Source organism: Parachlamydiales bacterium (assembly GCA_041671045.1).
In the GTDB taxonomy this organism is placed as follows: domain Bacteria; phylum Chlamydiota; class Chlamydiia; order Chlamydiales; family JABDDJ01; genus JABDDJ01.
On record JBAZCF010000007.1, the window covers coordinates 38707 to 55078 of the forward strand.

Genomic DNA, 16372 nt, shown 5'->3' on the forward strand with positions numbered 1-16372 from the left:
TTAAGCTATGTCGTCCAAACGCCTTTTTGCTCTGTTTGACTTTTATACTATCAAGGATGTCTTTGGAGTTTGGAGAAGAGCGTGGAAGTCTATCTTACTTGGAACCATTGCCTTTGGAACATTCGGAGCTTATTGGTCATTAAGCGAGAACGTCCGCTACTCCGCTGAAGCTTCCTTCAGGGAGAAAAACCATCCCCGCGGCGGCATTGCCTCCTCAAGCTTGACCGCGATCCTATTAAGTCAAGGCGGCGACGGCGCGGATAGCAGCGCAGTTTCCACTATGAAATCGCGCTCGATGATGGAAAAACTTATCCGTTTAGAGAATTTACAAGGTAAGATCTCTACCGATGAACAATCCAAATCCCTATGGGATTTGATGGCAGATAACTTGCGCGTCGAATACGCTCTTTTCATGGGTGGCAAAGAACCCATTATTCCTGATTCCGTCAAACCACTCCTGATCAAAGAAATTTCTTATGACGGAGAACTTATCCGCGGTTTCAAGATCCGATTCATCGATGAAAACACGTATACTATCAAAGGGGCAAGTTTTGAAGCCGGCGGCACTCTCGGAAAGCCGTTCAAATATGAAGATATTTCTTTTGTCCTAGAAAAAGCCAATAGTGAACCTTTGTCAGGCAAAAGCTTTAATCTAGCCTTGCTCCCCCTTGCACTTACCGCACAGGACCTTTCTAAGCTCGTGGTCATCACTACCGATAGAGATGACGGAACTATGCTGCGTATAAGATTCCGTGCAGATAACCGTCACCTAGCTGTCAGGTATGTTAATCGCTTAATGTCACTCTACCAAGAGTTCATTGAAAACGAACATAAGCAAATGCTCTCCACCCAGCTCAACTACCTGCAAAAAAGACAAAATGAAGTCTACACTACTCTGCAAGATAAAATGCATCATTATGCAGATACATTATCCGAAGATTTCACTAATCTAGGTTTCACCGATACCGAACGTGCAATGGAATTTTTGGCAGCTAACCAGCATGCCTTTAAAACCAAACAGCTAGCCATCAGTATGGAAGTGCAGCGCCTGGAAACTGTACAGAAAGAAGGCAAAAAAATCCTGGATTCCCTTAGCGGAGTCATCGATAGCCCTCACCTAAATAAACTGCTAAATGACATCCGCGAATTGAAGCAGCAGTACGATGCTATCCACGTAGCCTTCAGTTCTGCCACTAACAACCGCAGCAAAGACTATAAGGATAACTTCGAAGCTAACCTGACAGCGCTAGCAGCCTTAGCCGAAGCTAAACAAGATGCCCATGATTTGATTGCCCTATTGGAAACAGGGGCTGTCCCGGAGTTTATTCCAGAATCGCTTACTCACCCCGACTATATGGTCGATGCTTGGCAGCTTAAGCTGGAGGAAGACCCCAGTCCGGAGATGCGCTCGAAATACCTTAACTACCTCACCAATCTTAAACATCACCTTCAAGTTTATTCCAAAACACTGGAAGAGAATCTCTCGCACCACCAAAGCCTCACACCTGAACTTCAAGGCATTAATTTAAATATTGCCAACGAAATGTTCTTGTCTTACAGCAAAGAAGTGAACAATATTGAGGGGCAAGCGCTGCAATATGAATTTATTATTGAACAACTGCAAAAACCTGAATTTGAATTAAGCTCCCTCAGCGCAATTATCAACGATCCGATCAGCCGCGAAATCTCAAACAATGCCTCTACCCTAGCGCTCGCACTTAACGATCGCAGCAACAGGACCGATAAAGAGATTTTCCGCCTGCAAGAAGAGCTGAAACTGCAGCGCAAGTTCTTAGTATTGCATCTAAAGCAAGCTAAAGAGCTGCTTGAGATTAAGATGGGCCTTCTTCTAGATAAAATTCAAGCCATCCGCCAAACGACTCTAAGCATAATCCAACAAAATGTGGGTGTTGCGGAAAACCAAATACATGAGCAGATCAAAACGCGCTTAGCCAACTTGAAACAGGAATTAGCACTCATTGATAGGCAGCAATCCGATCTACATAAGCAAATGGCCTTACTTCCCAAGAAATGGGTTTCAGAACAGCTGATCAATCAGCATATGGAAATGCACCGCCAAATGAGCCGCGAGATTACCAACCTCGTTGAATCTAAAAATATTTCCAGCAATCTGGAGATTATGCAGTCGGCACCCGTAGATATCGCCATCCCCCCTCTGCACCCGGATAGTCCACGCTTCCTCATGTTCACTTTGTTAGGGACATTTGTCGGTTTATTTTTTATGGTCAGCGGTACCCTCATCCGCGCTATCGGCAAAGGTGTCCCCGCCTCGGATGAAAGCTTACGTTTAGTCGGATTACAGGTTGCGGGCTCAATGACCGAACCTCAAACAGTGGAACGCGCCGCCGCAATGGTGCTGCTCAACTCCAAACCTGGCCTACTGCAGCAATCGATTCTTGTGGTTGAAAAAGACAGTCAACGTAACGCCATGAAAATATTCCGTTTCTTAGAATCGCAGGGAAAAAACCCTGTTTTAATAGAATGGAATGATCCCCTTCCCACGAATCATCCTTGGGTTGTTGCCTACACAACCTTATCCCCTGCTGACCCCGAGATTTTAGTAAGGCATGCCCATTTTGATCACTTTGTTGTTATCGTTAATAAAGAATCACTTGGACAATTAGAGCCTTTAATAGAAAGAGTTCAAGAAAATAAGGAAAATCTATACACTATCTTCATTACTTATTAATTATAATATTAGGATATTTATGTTTAGAAAATTCTTACTCGCTTGCCTACTGCCCCTCCTCCTCCTGACATCCCTATGTTCCGGAGCTTATCCTATTACCAATGCAGCCCTCACAAAAATGTTTTGGGAGCATTTTCCTAAATACTCCAATGCCGATAAGAAGCAATTTCTTTTAGGAACCCTTTTTCCGGATGTCCATTATCTAGCAAATTGCCCGCGCGAGATAACCTACGTAGCCAATGTAACGATCGATGAAATATTAAATGCTTCTACACCCTTTCAAGCAGGATTGTTATTTCATTCCTATATCGATCAAGAACGTGAGTCATTTGTTGTCAGCCAAGGCCTCTATGATTATATCTCTACCTTCAATTCGCCCGTCCCCGCTTCCCAGTTGAAAATCGCAGAAGACGAATGCCTATATCCCACAGCTAACTGGAAAATCTGTGTCACTAGTGTGGGGACTATTGCAGAAGAAGAAAAAACCTTCGGAATTGATGAAGATGCCATCCGCCAATGGCATTTTGCCTTATCCTATTATTTTTCCTATGCTCCTTCTACTGTTATATGGTATCTATCCTCTAGAGAGATCGGTGCTTTTGACGTCTCTCCTCAAGAGATGACCCCTGTTTACGAGATACATAAAATACTTGGAAATGACGAGGTCATCAAAAAACATGTAGATAATTTAATGGACCACTTTAAAAAACTCTTTGCGGATGCACAGAAGTAATGCAAATAGAGACTTGTTCCTTTCCGTCGGAAAAAAATAAGTTTAACTTAGAACAGTGCCCTCATTGTCTGGAAGATTTCAAACAAGCAGATGAGATCACTGTTCTAGCCTGCAATCATATCCTACATAAAACCTGCTTTGAAGCTAGCGATTCCCTGCATTTTCAATGCTCTGTCTGCAAGCGCCCTTACTGGATCGAAGATCTCTTTGAAACCAAATTTAAGGGAAAATCCATTCTAAATGTCTTACACGAATGCGCATTGCAAATCCTCATGCCGCAAGAGGATACCCGCAAAGAAAAAGTCTTTATCGGTATTAAGCAACCTCAAATTGAAGCTTTGGTTAAGGAATTACTAAAACGTATCGCGCAAGAAAATATCGATGATCAAAAAATTGATTTCTGTTTGTCCAAAGCCGAAGAGCAAATGGATTTAGAACATTCGATGAAAAATCTTAATCTTCAACCTTCAAAAGAGACCGCAACGGAATGTTGGAGTCTACTAGACTCCTTCTTTGATGATGTTAAGTATGAAGAAATCTGTATTGAAAGAAATCAAAGGCTCGTTAAGCGCATTACCAAAAAAGTCAAAAAACTCCCTTTCTATAACAAGTTCAATTTTTTTGAAACAATGTCTCAAAATGAACAAGATAGATTATTGGCTCATGCTAATGAAACAGCTCTAGGAAAAGAAATCCGTAGATGGAGCTATGTCCGTGAAGGAATCACTCTAGCTACTATTACTCTTGGTTTTATCCCGTTAACCGCGCATTTATGGTATTCTTAAGATAACCTCATTATACACTTTAAATTCAAAAGATGTATTTCTCCATTTTTTTATCTGATTCATTTAGCCATCTTATTTCATTCTTAACAAGAATTTAAATAAATCATTATCTACATCCATTATAATATAGGAAATTAGGAATAAAACTTGATGGCAAATCCAATAAACACAGGCGAATTAAGTGATCTTTTTAATACCGGTTACTTATTACTCAGCGGTGTTAAAGTCCCATTCTGCGATTTAATTTACAACAAAGTTTATGAAAACAATTCGCAAATAAATGAATTTGCCCAATCTATACTTAACTCCCCACCGGTTCCTTCCACTATTGAAAGCATAGCTAGAGCATATGTATATTTAAGTGAACATCGAGACGAAAATGCAGGCACTACTGAAACATTAAAGGCTCTTCTTGAAAAGACAACCAAGATCATGGTTGCTCATTTCAATCTCTTTTTACAAATCAAAAATGAAATGAATGTTCCTTCAAAGCGCTTGCCGCTATCCGATTACATCGTTCAAATGGAAACCATTATTGAAACCCTAAATATCAATAAAGAGTATTGGGAAAATCTTAAACAGGTTTACGTTCAAAATAATAAAAAAAAGATTACTGACTCTTGGAATGCCATTATCGCAGAAATCAGGGCTAAGGTAGGCTTTTCAAATACGGATGAAACCAAAGAGTTCCTTGAAAACCCTTTAACATTTGTTCCTCCTGTAAAATCATCCCGCTCTACAATAGATTTATCTGTTCTGCAAAACGTAAAAAATAAGCTGATTGAAGCAAGACTACCTAAGAAACAGGATTTTAATTTTCAAGAAGTTTTTCAAAATTATACTGAAGCACTTTCAAAGCGAATCCCTATTTGCGCAGGGAAGATAAAGAAGTTTTGTAAATCTGCTTATTGGACGATCCGAAACATTGTCGAAAAGGTAAACATCCTCATTTTTCACCCTTTAGAACCACTTCCTAAAGAAATCCATAGTGCAGAATATCATGAAAAGCTTTCTAAAGTGGAAACGAAAATTGATGCGCTTATCTTACATCTGAATGACGATCCGTGGAGTTACCGCCTTACGTTTAATGACATATGTTTTCTGATTGGAAGTTTAAAAATCGCAACGAAAATAGCCCCTTCGGCATCGTTATCAAGTCTCATTCAGAAATTAGAAGCACATAATCTATTAAAAAAACCTTTTAAATCCTGTATAATCCTACCTATGGAATGGGATCTATTGCAAGCACACAAAGATGCTTCTCTTTACAGGTTGGGTTCTTCAAAAATAACACAACTAAATGCATTTGAGTCGGAATTATCTGCTTTATTATTGACACCGGATTCTTATCCTAAGCCTGCACCAGAGCCATTTTCGTTAGATACTGCAACTAATGCTATTGAAGTCTTCAATCTGCTTGGTAGTAATAAACCTGTAGAAATTCCACCTGAAAAATTTGAAGACTTTATCTTATTTCTAAGTAAGCCCCATCTTGTTAAATCCTGTTCTTGGCCCCGCCTTCCATTAAATAGTTCAATAAATTCCCGATTAGAACTCAATAGCTATCTTAGCAAAAAAATAGACACGCCTATCGTAGATTATCTCCATTTGTTTGATTCTGGAGTCGATGAACTTATTAATAAAATTCAGGCGGGAAGGTTAACCCAATTCGAGTGGAATAAACTCACAGAAATGTTTTTTCATCCAAGCATGAGGAATGCGCTCCATCGCTTTACTACAAATGATTCCATCTTGCTCATTAAATTTAGGGCTATTTATGATTTACTCATTGATTTACAAGAACAGTACTCGAACGTAGATAAGGTCCACCCTGAAGACCTATTAAATACAATTCAAGATCCAGAATTAAAAGGGATGTTTCTTTTTCTAGACAAATTAAATTTAAGAAGTCGATGGATTGATTGGAGTGAATTTAGTGCTGAAGAGCTGGCGTTATTTATTACATCCATTTCATTTGTAAATTTGATCCCGAATTTTGAAAAAAACCATTTATTCGATCACTATCTCATGGGGGACATTCAAGCAGCAAAGCACCTACTATTAAAATACCCAAACTTAGATTGTTTAAAACCACATAAATCATCGGATTTTGATAGTATTCTCCTCACTAGATTCAAAATAGTTTCGCCTCTTAAACTTTGCGCTAAACTTGATTACCTTTTGGCATTAGATAATTTTGATCATATTAGCTTCGAGAACCGACTTTCTATTACTGAATTAACTTTTATTCGAAAAGAGTACAGAAATTGTCCCCTCCCCCTCCCCCCTCAAATGTTGAGTAAAATACTACGTTTTCAAAAAAAGTTTTTATTCAACGAAAAACAAGATTTCATCCATCTGATCTGGCAAGATGAAACCCGTTCTAGCGGACATCAAGAGGATGGCATTTTCGAAAGAATTACATCTAATCTTATTCGATATTCACATGCCTCCTATAAGGTTTCTTATAGAAATACTGATTCGAAGGATATTCCTAAAGTATTTCAAACCTGCGATCAGGGCAGCGTGAAAACATCCTTATATTATATGCAGTACTTTTATCCTACGACGTCCTTCCGCACTCCCGATTTCAAAGAATATAGAATTAGCTATAAATCTTTGGCGCAAGGAATACCCCGGGATTTAAGGAAGGAATTCAAAAATAATCTTAAAAAAGAACTTATAAATATTCTGGCTACAGAACGGAAAATAGCTCTTTCAGACTTGGCAATTGAAGTTCCCCTGAAGATTCTTATAAACCAGTTCAACTTCTCCACTTATGATTTAAATAAAACAGAGTTCAAATCCGAAATGATTTGTAGCGAGTATTGTGTTACTGCTCTTATTAAGGCAACTATTGCAGCTTATGACACGATGATTCAACAGTATCCCGAGAGAATGACGGATATACATAAACCAAAAGACATGGAATTTTTCGGTTTTTCTAAAAGCCAACAACCGGACACACTCACTCCGGCATCCATGAAAAAACATTTGAAAAATAGAGGCATCATAAAAAACCTGTCCGCTGAGTTCGTTCCTTTAAAGAAAATAATAAATTATTAAACTCGAGACAAACAACCTAATCTCACTGACGCTTTGAATTCTAAGGAAAGTATTTCCGGTTCTTGTTAGTGTATATGAATATATTACACATAATAGTTCCCTCTCCATGTTAGAAGCATTTTGCCGCGATCAATACGACGCATTTATTACAAATCACTACTATATCCCCTTTTTCATTTGCATCGTGGCATTTGTTTTTGCAATTATGGCTGCAAAAGCATTCAACAAGCAATTTCTTACCGGCGACAAAATCTTTAAATTCCGCAATAGGGAAGTATTTAAGGTTTCTCTAGATCGTTTTAGAAGTGTTACCACACCTTTCTTCACCTTAATTTTCCTTGTTGCAGGGTCTATCCTCTCCCAAAAGATTGCCGGAAACAATGATGTGATCACTGTCATCATGACATTCACTCTCCTTTGGTTTATCTTAGCCTTCTTGTGGGCTGTAACCTCCAACCGCAACCTGACAACTTTAGCCGCAATCCTCTTTGTCACGGGTGTTGTATTAAACTTTTTTGGTGTATTGACCCCGACGATCACTCTATTGGATGCTTGGTCATTGCACATTGGCTCATACACAATTTCTGTCTATCAAGTGTTGAAGGGTGCGTTGATCCTGCTGGTATTGATGCTGCTGACGCGTAAAGCCTCTGACTATGGCCAGCGCTATATACATAAGCTGCATACTATCAACGTCAACACTAGAGAACTGTTAGCGAAACTTTTTCAAGCCACGTTATACTTCATTGCAGTGATGGTCCTCTTAGACCTAATGGGCGTAAGCCTTACCTCTCTGACTATCTTTAGCGGTGCTGTTGTCGTGGGTGTCGGTTTCGGGATGCAGAAGATTTCGTCCAACATCATCAGCGGTTTCATGCTTTTATTCGAGAAGACGATTGAAATCGGCGATATCATCGAGATGAAAGACGGCTCTTGGGCATGGGTAAGACACTTAGGGGCCCGTGCAGCTCTCTTAGAAGGGTTAGATGGACGCGAGCTCATCATTCCCAACGATGAGCTGATCACTGAAACTGTAACAAACCTGACTTTCAGTCATGCTAAACTACGTATGGAAATGCGTGTGCGCGTCCCTTATCATGTCGATTTGGAAATTGCACGCCGTCTTATTTGGGAAGCGACTTTGAATGCTCCCCTTTGCAGTAAGACAACACCACCGGATTGTTTTTTGAATGAGTTTGGTGAAAGCGGGGCAGTATTCCTTGTGCATGTATGGACTGATGATGTGACAAGAGGAAGATTCAGACCGATGAGTGAAGCCTTATTTGCGATTTGGCGTAAACTGAAAGAGAACGGAATAGAAATTCCTTATCATCAAATGGATGTTTCACTTAAGAATAGGGATGCTAGTGCTAAACCCGCTTCTAACGATGCATCTTAGGATCGAAAGCATCCCGCAAGGCATCTCCTACTAATGCAGTAGCGATCAACAAGATAGTCAATAAAAGGGCGGGCGGCCAGAGCAAGTAGCTCTCTCCCGGAAATACAGAGCGCCCTTCATCCATCAATACACCCCAAGAACAAGAGCCTTCTTCCCCTAATCCAAGAAAAGATAAGCCTGCCTCGCTTGAGACTGCGCCCATCACTGCAAATGGTAGTAATGTCAGAAGGGGCGGGATAGCATTGGGAAGGATATGACCGAAGATAATACGGCTATTTCCAAAACCTAGAGAATGGCATGCTTCGACATAAGAGAGATTGCGTTGTTTCAGGAATTCTGCCCGTATATAGCGGCTGAATCCGGTCCACCCAAAAAGCCCAATGACGCTGATGACAAGGAAAATAGACTTGCTTTGTGCGATAGCTACAATCATCAAAAGCATTAGGAAGGAGGGCATGGCTTCCCATATCTCTAGAAAACGTGAAATGATGATATCAGCAGTACCGCCGAAATACCCTGCGGCAGCACCTACTGGAATGCCAATAGCCAAGGAGATAGCCACAGCAATAATTCCCACCACAAGGGAAACACGCACCCCAAAGATCAAAGCCGAAAGGAAATCTTTACGGTTAATACGGGTCAATTCATAAAATGGTAAAAGATGATTAAGGGTACTGTCACCACCGGCATCGTCTTCCCAATGGAAATCCCTGATCAGAGGCATGACCATGAAATTGATTTTCTGGGACTGCTGTTCCAACCATGCTTGTCTGTCAGTATACCATTTTAAAGCTTCAGTATTACCTTGTGCTTTCAACCTTTCAACAATACGCTGCTCATTGTCGTAGTCTGTTTGCCAGAGGGTGGCGAGTTTTTGATCGGTCTTCAACAAGCTTTGTAATTTCTCGTGCTGCTGTTGACGCAGTTTATAGCGCAAGACTAGATTCAGCTTGGCATAGTCATTCATCCATTGCGTATCGAATGCCCATGTTGGCTCGACGCTCTTTCCCTTAAGGGCTGTTCTCCTAGCCAAGGTTAGGGAAGGATCAGAAGCAGGATCTTTGACAGGGTAAGCAATCAGATAAAGGAATAAGGAGCATTGTATCACAGAAAAGATGACTGTGCTTAAGTTGATAGCCTTTTTAGTTTTATGAAACAGGAGGAGGGCTAAAATATAAAACGGGAAGGTGAAGATCAGCAGATTAAAGAAAATATCTAGGTGTTTAGTGTAAAACCCGGTGAAAAATAGGTATTTGAACAAGGGAAAATACCATCCGCCTTCATACTGCACGATCAAAGGCTTACTGGATGCTAAAAATGGAGCGTAAATACCTACAAGAGTAAACAAGGCGATGATGAGTAATCCGATTTTTCCTGTTATATGCTTGTTAAACTGTTTCCATATTGTCTGCCAATAGGTGGATGCTATATTTTCATTAGGGTTCATTCGAAATTCGCTTTGGTTGGGACAATGTACGATTTCTGGCCATGTTTTAGTCCAATTTAAGGCGTGGATCTAGAAAGGCGTAGGAAAGATCTGCGATAAGATAGCCCATTAAAGAGAGGAAGGCTCCTGCAAGAGCAGAGAACATCACCACGTTATAGTCTCGGTTGACAATAGCATCGTAAAAGAACTTGCCGAAACCATCGATTTGAAAAAGTGTCTCCACAATGAGCGAGCCTCCCAGTATGGCACCTAAAGATGCTGCTATGGATGTGACGATAGTGATGGAGGCATTGCGTCCAATATGTTTCACATAGACGGTACTGCGGGGAAGCCCTTTAGCAAAAGCGGTACGGACATAGTCTTGGCGCATTACTTCCAAAACAGCTGTCCTGGAAAGTCGTGTTTGGGCTGCCAAACTACCGTAAAGAAGTGCAACCAAAGGCAAAGCGATGTGCTGCATCGTATCCCACAATCGTCCCCAGGAAGTCAGCTGGCCATAGACCTCTTCCCTGCTGGTAAAGCCGCCTAGTGGAATAGGGATATCAGTGAAAGGAAAATGGTGGTGAAGGGCTACTTTCTCAATTAAAAAGGGCGCAACGACAAAGACCGGTGTCGCATATAGGACGAGAAATAGGACGTTTAATGAGTAGTCTATCGGTTTATTTTGCCTGAGGGCCATCAAAAACCCGAAGAAAACGCAAAGGAATAACGTTATCCACATGGGGATGACTGAGAGGGTGAGCGAGTATTTAAACCTTTTTGTCACTTCGTTGAATACGGTTTTGTTACTATCGTTGCGGAGAGTTCCAAAATCCAAAGTCAAGACACGGCTCATATACCTATAAAAGCGTGTTTGAGTAATGAATACAGAAACTAATTCCATTCCCGAAGGTTCAAAATGGTATTCCTGATAATGCTCTTGGTACCATGTGGTCAAGGCTGCAGCTGTTGCAGGAAGGTCTTCTAGTTTTTCCGGGGTTAAAAACGAGGCGAGGAAGTTATTCTCTTTGCCTATTTTACGATTATAAGCTTTTTGATCGGCAGTAAGAGTGGGGCCTAAAAAAGCCTGCGGGCTGCCTCCTCGGACAAAAAAACGTACAGCTGTTTTACGCAAAGCCGGGTCAGCCTGCGGATCGTTGATGACATGTAGAAGTTTTGGCATGATAAAACGTGCCCTATCCCCCATCTCAACGCGTCGGTTCTGAAAATCTTTAAAGGCCAATGGCTCCGGATTTTCAGGACTCACCTTTTCATGCACAATCTGCCAGAGCCACAAATCAACGCTCTCTTGGGTTGTCGAAGGCCATGTATTAAAAAGAATAGGCAATGTCAATCCATAGAACTCGCGAAATTGCAGATAGCGGTCATCGCCGGTAAACACTTGTGAATTGGATTGGCTGCGCGAGGCGTTGCCTTCGGGCGAGATTTCCGTCCGAGTGGTCGGCTCCCCGGGAGCTAGGTTTAGAACGATAAAATTGACCAAAATAATACAAAACAATGTGATGGGCAGTAGGATTAAACGCCTAAGGATATAGGTGCCCATAAAATTCTAATTCCTCTCTTTAAGCCAGAAGATGGATGAATCCGGTTCATTGACAGTTGCACCCGGAACAAGATCTTGTCTTTTTGAAGGGATGAAAACATTTTGTAATGTTTCCCTATAGAGCATAATAATTTTGGGGGTGTAAAGGAATGTATAGGGCTGTTCTTCGTGAATGATATTATCAAACCGGTGGTATAGTTGGAGGCGCCTTTCCATATTATATTCGAAATCCAGTTGGTTGATGATCTGATCGGCTTCTGGATTAGCAAATCCGACAGTATTCGATGAGCCTTTGACTTTGGCATATGACGAATACCAGAGCTGACGTGGATCTTCGGGAGGAGTTCCGAGAGACCATGCTAGCAAATAGGAATCGAAGCTTTTATCATCGATCTTGCTTGAGAGGTCTGCTACGTCAACGCCATCCGGCTGGCAGTCGACACCAATTTCCTTAAGAGTCGTTGCAATATATTCGACGGTAGATTTTGTAACCGGATTTTTTACATAATACATAAGTTTGAAAGAGAACGGGACCTTTTTCCCATTAATTTCCTTATCGAGAATACCATCTCCGTCAGAATCGGACCACCCCTCCTCTTCCAATAGCTTGCGTGCTGCTTGTGGATCATAGGGAAGGGGCTGAATAGATCTGTCTGTTTCCAGCGAATTGATAAAGAAGGTGCCATGAATCTCCACTGCTAGATTATTCAAGTTCTGACTTATGATTCTTTTACGATCGATAGCCATTGTCAGGGCTTGGCGTACTTTCCTGGAATTGAAGTAGGGTTTGTTTTGGTTCCAGGCGACATAAGAGTAGCCCCTATTCAGATAATTCAGCTGATCGATACCAAAATGATCGCTCTTTTGTTTTGCATACATCGGAGAATTCTTGAAATTTTCCCATTCAGTAATTTTCTCGGGCTGTAGCACTGTAGCCGTGACATTACCCGCCTTGAATTCCTGCCAGGATGCATCCGCGGAAGGCCTATGGGTGAGTTCATAAGTCTTAATCAAAGGGCTTAAAGGCTCGAAAAAGTTCTCGTTTTTCTTGAGAACTACGCGCTGATCGGTCATCTCATCAAATTTCCAGGGACCGCAGCTCGGTACAATGTTTTTTGCCCAATGCTGGGCAAAGTTTTGTGCCCAGACAGAGCTCTTGCGGTAAGCATCAGGATCTTGGTCATCCTCTAAGATCTTTGTTCCATCGGCAAAGTAGGTATATAGAAATGAGGCTAAGGGGCGCATCCCTCCGGTAAGCTGGCGGGCGGAATATTTAATCATCTTTTTTGTCGTTCCGTCGGCTTGTAAAGCATCTTTACCTTTCCAACGTACTACAAAGGTATAATCGTCTATGACTTCGATAGAATCAATATCAGCATAATAAGTACGTGCACTGACAGCCCCCGTTTCACTCACATAAGGATTCATGATAGCATCCCAATACAACTTGAAGTCGTGCGCTGTGACGGGATGTTTTTTAAGGAAATGGGAAGACAGACCTATGCTCTCGCTAAAGAAACGCTGTTCTAAAGGTTCCCAAAAGAGGTCATTGCGAAGAAATATCCAGAATTCGGGCAATTGAGTTTCAGGATTTGTCCGCTCTTCCAATCTCTCTGCTGCATACGGTGTCATCGTTTCGTAGATGCCGAAACGCATTTTGGCTACTGCGATATTACAACGGTCGACGATATCCCTTACATTAGCAAAACCTGAGAAAGGATGCAGGTTCTCGGGCTTACCATAAGTAGAATCCCTATAGGTTCCTGAAGGGTGGAAATTATCCCCCAGTAGTTGCGGCAGTGTCTTTTCATAGAAGGGATCCTTTTCCAGCAGGTTTTTGCCTTCGGCCAGGGCAAGGGGGTTAGCGGGTACTGCAGGGGATACTGTAGAAGAATCCTGAGGTAAGGCATTACGAATAGGGGCATTAGCCATTGCTTTAAGGACATCGATGCGGATACGCTCTACTTCAGTCCGAAGCTGTGATATGTCCTGCTTAACTCCTTTAACGTCATTTTCAATCAAAAGGGATGACCAGTAAAGCATTGCCATGAAAACGAGCAGGGCAAATCCCATCACGTAACGGAAAATATACAATCCAATCGGCTCTCTATTCATATCGACCTTGTAAACAAACTTTTTCGTTAGTTTACATGACGCACAAATATATACAAAAACTAATCTGTACGATGTTCGTTATGGTAAATATCCGCACATCCATAGTAAAAGCCCACGCCGGTACCCACGATTGCCCCGCCTACGAATCCGGCGGAAACACCCAATACGAGTGAAGTAGCAACGCCATATGCCGATCCCATAAAGATGCCAAAAATCACACTATAGATACTCGAAGCAGGGATGCTCATGACAAGTCCTGCTGCGGCGCCGCAGATCAAACCGCAAGGAACTCCGACAAAAAGTGTTTTAGCGCCAACTTCCTTACCTATATCCACACTATTGAAAAATATTGATTTAGCTAGATGTCCTACGGCCATTCCTGCATGAGAGAATCTTTCTTCCCAGACTTCTTTAAATTCTTCATAGGAATAGTCATAGTCGTTATCTTCCCACCACCCATTGAAATCTTCGTATCTTTCATTAAAATAATTGACTATACTACTCATTTTAACCTTTTCATAAATATTAATAATTTATTAACAATTATGCGATATAATTATTAATAGTATTTAAAGAACAATTATAGAACTGACAAATATGAACATTATACAAACATACATGGATCAGATACCTGATCAGCTTTTTTCCTTCGCAACAGATGAACAATTGCTGAGCTGGGAAGACACAGCTATAAAAGTCGCAAAATATGCGGGATATACCTTAGCCATATTCGCCGGTATTGGCGTGGCAGTTCTGGACGGTTTTCCCCTCCTTCTTACTACATATAGCTACCCCTTATTTATAGCGACTTCACTAGTCTCCACCGCCTTCGTAGTCTACACGATGTATACACAGAAACTCGAAAATATCCGTAATAACTCCACGGAAAGTATTATCAAAGCAGCCGAAACTGCGACCGACTTTCAGGACGATGAAGAAACAAAACATATGGATTTGGGTGCGAAGGTAAAAGTACTCACCTTAGATAATAATAAAACTTTTGCAGCACTCGATAGTGATGCTAAAACAGCCTACTTTGCTAAGATCGCTCGCTATTTTCCCAATTTAACCACACTAAATCTCAAAGGTGTCGTACTAGATGATAAAGTCGATATCTCCCCTCTGGGCCGCCTTCCCCTAGAATCCTTAAAAGTGACAAAAGCCACTTTAAGCGATACACAATTAGGCGCATTCGGTGCGAATGATAAGCTAAAGATATTGTCCTTGCATAGCTGCAATACTATCTCGGAAGCTGCTTTGAAAGCTTTTGCTAACGCTCCCCTGGAAGAATTAGAACTGGTCCACTGCCGTTTAGACCCCTCTTTGGATTATACGGAAGCAGATAAGAACGTCATGACAAAATTGACTGCCGACCCTCAGAAAATGATGGAAAACTTCCAGCATAGAGATAAATTTCTTGATGAAGAACTTCACTTCGATCACATCCCTAAGAAGAAGTTCGCCATCCTCCACCAATGGAAAGAGCTCAAAACATTAAAAGTTTCTCATATCAATGATAAAGCAGTAAAAGCGTTATTCCCTGCACTCCCTAAATTAGAGACCTTCCAAATTGAACACAGTTTAGCATTAACAGGTGAATGCTTCTCTCAAACAGACATCGGGGCTGTTAAGCATCTTGAGTTCAATAAATGCTATAGTCTGAATCCAGCGGTTTTCACCTCTCTTTGCGCTCATAAAACACTGGAAAAAGTCACGTTCTATACAGATCCGGCAGAATGTATAGGCTTGAAGGACGACGCTTACGAAAGAGAGTATAAAAATTTCCGGAAGCACTTTAAAGCACCTGATAAGATAGATGACATCTTCACGGGTATGTGGATCCGCAAGAAGATGGATGTCACGCCATAACCGAAGGCAGGAAAGTTGTCTGTAGCACCGTTTGTGTGGCGTTTTTTATGAACGCCACACAAACAGTACTACAAACAACTTCATGCAACGCCAAGCTTACTGCAGATAGGACAAGTCGCTGCATCGTGTTTTTTCGCTGTGCAGAAGGCACGCGCAAAGTAGATGACTTGCAAATGGAGCTTTATCCAATCTTTCTTAGGAAAAAGCTTTTTTAAATCGCTTTCTGTTTGTTTGACATTCTTTCCTGTACTCAAACCCCAACGCTGTGCGCAACGATGTATGTGGGTATCCACCGGAAATGCAGGTGTATGGAAAGCCTGCGCCATGACTACAGAAGCTGTCTTATGCCCTACCCCGGGCAGAGCTTCCAACTCTTCAAAGGTTTGCGGCACTTGACCATCATATTTCTCTATAAGAATGTTTGAAAGGGTATGAATTGCTTTCGATTTGGTCGGTGATAGCCCGCATGTCTTGATGAAGGACTCTATTTCCTTTACCGGCACCTTTGCCATTGCAGCAGGGGTAGATGCACGTTTAAAAAGGTCAGGAGTGACTTTATTGACCCTTTCGTCCGTGCATTGTGCAGAAAGTAGGACAGCGATTAGAAGAGTGTATGGGTCCTTATGGTTCAGTGGAATCGGTGGTTCAGGAAAATAGTGGTCCAGAGTTTTTTGGATAAACTGCACCCACTCTTTTTTTCGCATT

The 16372-nt window shown here is 41.5% G+C and carries 11 protein-coding genes; 6 read left to right on the forward strand and 5 right to left on the reverse strand.

Going from position 1 to position 16372, the window contains the following annotated elements:
* Positions 1-7: 7 nt before the first annotated feature.
* The 5 genes from WC222_08450 (at position 8) to WC222_08470 (ending at position 8693) form a co-directional block, all read left to right on the forward strand.
* The gene (locus WC222_08450) at positions 8-2710 is read left to right on the forward strand and encodes a hypothetical protein (GenBank protein ID MFA6916413.1); all 2703 of its coding nucleotides are present in this window, start codon (positions 8-10) and stop codon (positions 2708-2710) included.
* Between the two features lie 19 nt (positions 2711-2729).
* A complete protein-coding gene (locus tag WC222_08455) occupies positions 2730-3443 on the forward strand; it encodes a hypothetical protein (GenBank protein MFA6916414.1) in 714 nt (237 codons plus the stop codon).
* Entirely contained in the window at positions 3443-4228 is a 786-nt protein-coding gene (locus WC222_08460) for an RING finger domain-containing protein (GenBank protein ID MFA6916415.1), read from the forward strand. Before WC222_08455 ends, WC222_08460 begins: the two co-directional genes overlap by 1 nt.
* Positions 4229-4378: 150 nt before the next feature.
* The gene (locus WC222_08465; GenBank protein ID MFA6916416.1) at positions 4379-7294 is read left to right on the forward strand and encodes a hypothetical protein; all 2916 of its coding nucleotides are present in this window, start codon (positions 4379-4381) and stop codon (positions 7292-7294) included.
* 106 nt (positions 7295-7400) lie between these two features.
* Complete coding sequence (locus tag WC222_08470; protein ID MFA6916417.1) at positions 7401-8693, forward strand: mechanosensitive ion channel domain-containing protein; 1293 nt, start codon at positions 7401-7403, stop codon at positions 8691-8693.
* Here WC222_08470 and WC222_08475 read toward each other — a convergent pair.
* From WC222_08475 to WC222_08490, 4 genes are read right to left on the reverse strand one after another with little or no spacing between them, the layout of a single operon-like run.
* Entirely contained in the window at positions 8677-10140 is a 1464-nt protein-coding gene (locus tag WC222_08475; GenBank protein ID MFA6916418.1) for an ABC transporter permease, read from the reverse strand. The two genes, WC222_08470 and WC222_08475, sit on opposite strands and share 17 nt — an antisense overlap.
* A gap of 46 nt (positions 10141-10186) precedes the next feature.
* Positions 10187-11683, reverse strand: coding sequence for an ABC transporter permease (locus WC222_08480; protein MFA6916419.1), 1497 nt, complete (start codon positions 11681-11683; stop codon positions 10187-10189).
* A 6-nt stretch (positions 11684-11689) separates the two neighbouring features.
* Entirely contained in the window at positions 11690-13798 is a 2109-nt protein-coding gene (locus WC222_08485) for an ABC transporter substrate-binding protein (GenBank protein MFA6916420.1), read from the reverse strand.
* Between the two features lie 59 nt (positions 13799-13857).
* Positions 13858-14304 (reverse strand): hypothetical protein, encoded by a 447-nt coding sequence (locus WC222_08490; protein MFA6916421.1) that lies wholly within the window; start codon positions 14302-14304, stop codon positions 13858-13860.
* Positions 14305-14416: 112 nt separating this feature from the next.
* Between WC222_08490 and WC222_08495 the strand changes: the two genes are divergently transcribed.
* Positions 14417-15667, forward strand: coding sequence for a hypothetical protein (locus tag WC222_08495; GenBank protein ID MFA6916422.1), 1251 nt, complete (start codon positions 14417-14419; stop codon positions 15665-15667).
* Positions 15668-15747: 80 nt separating this feature from the next.
* Here the strand turns inward: WC222_08495 and nth are convergent, their stop codons facing one another.
* Positions 15748-16371 (reverse strand): endonuclease III, encoded by a 624-nt coding sequence (gene nth / locus WC222_08500; GenBank protein ID MFA6916423.1) that lies wholly within the window; start codon positions 16369-16371, stop codon positions 15748-15750.
* Position 16372: the final 1 nt, after the last annotated feature.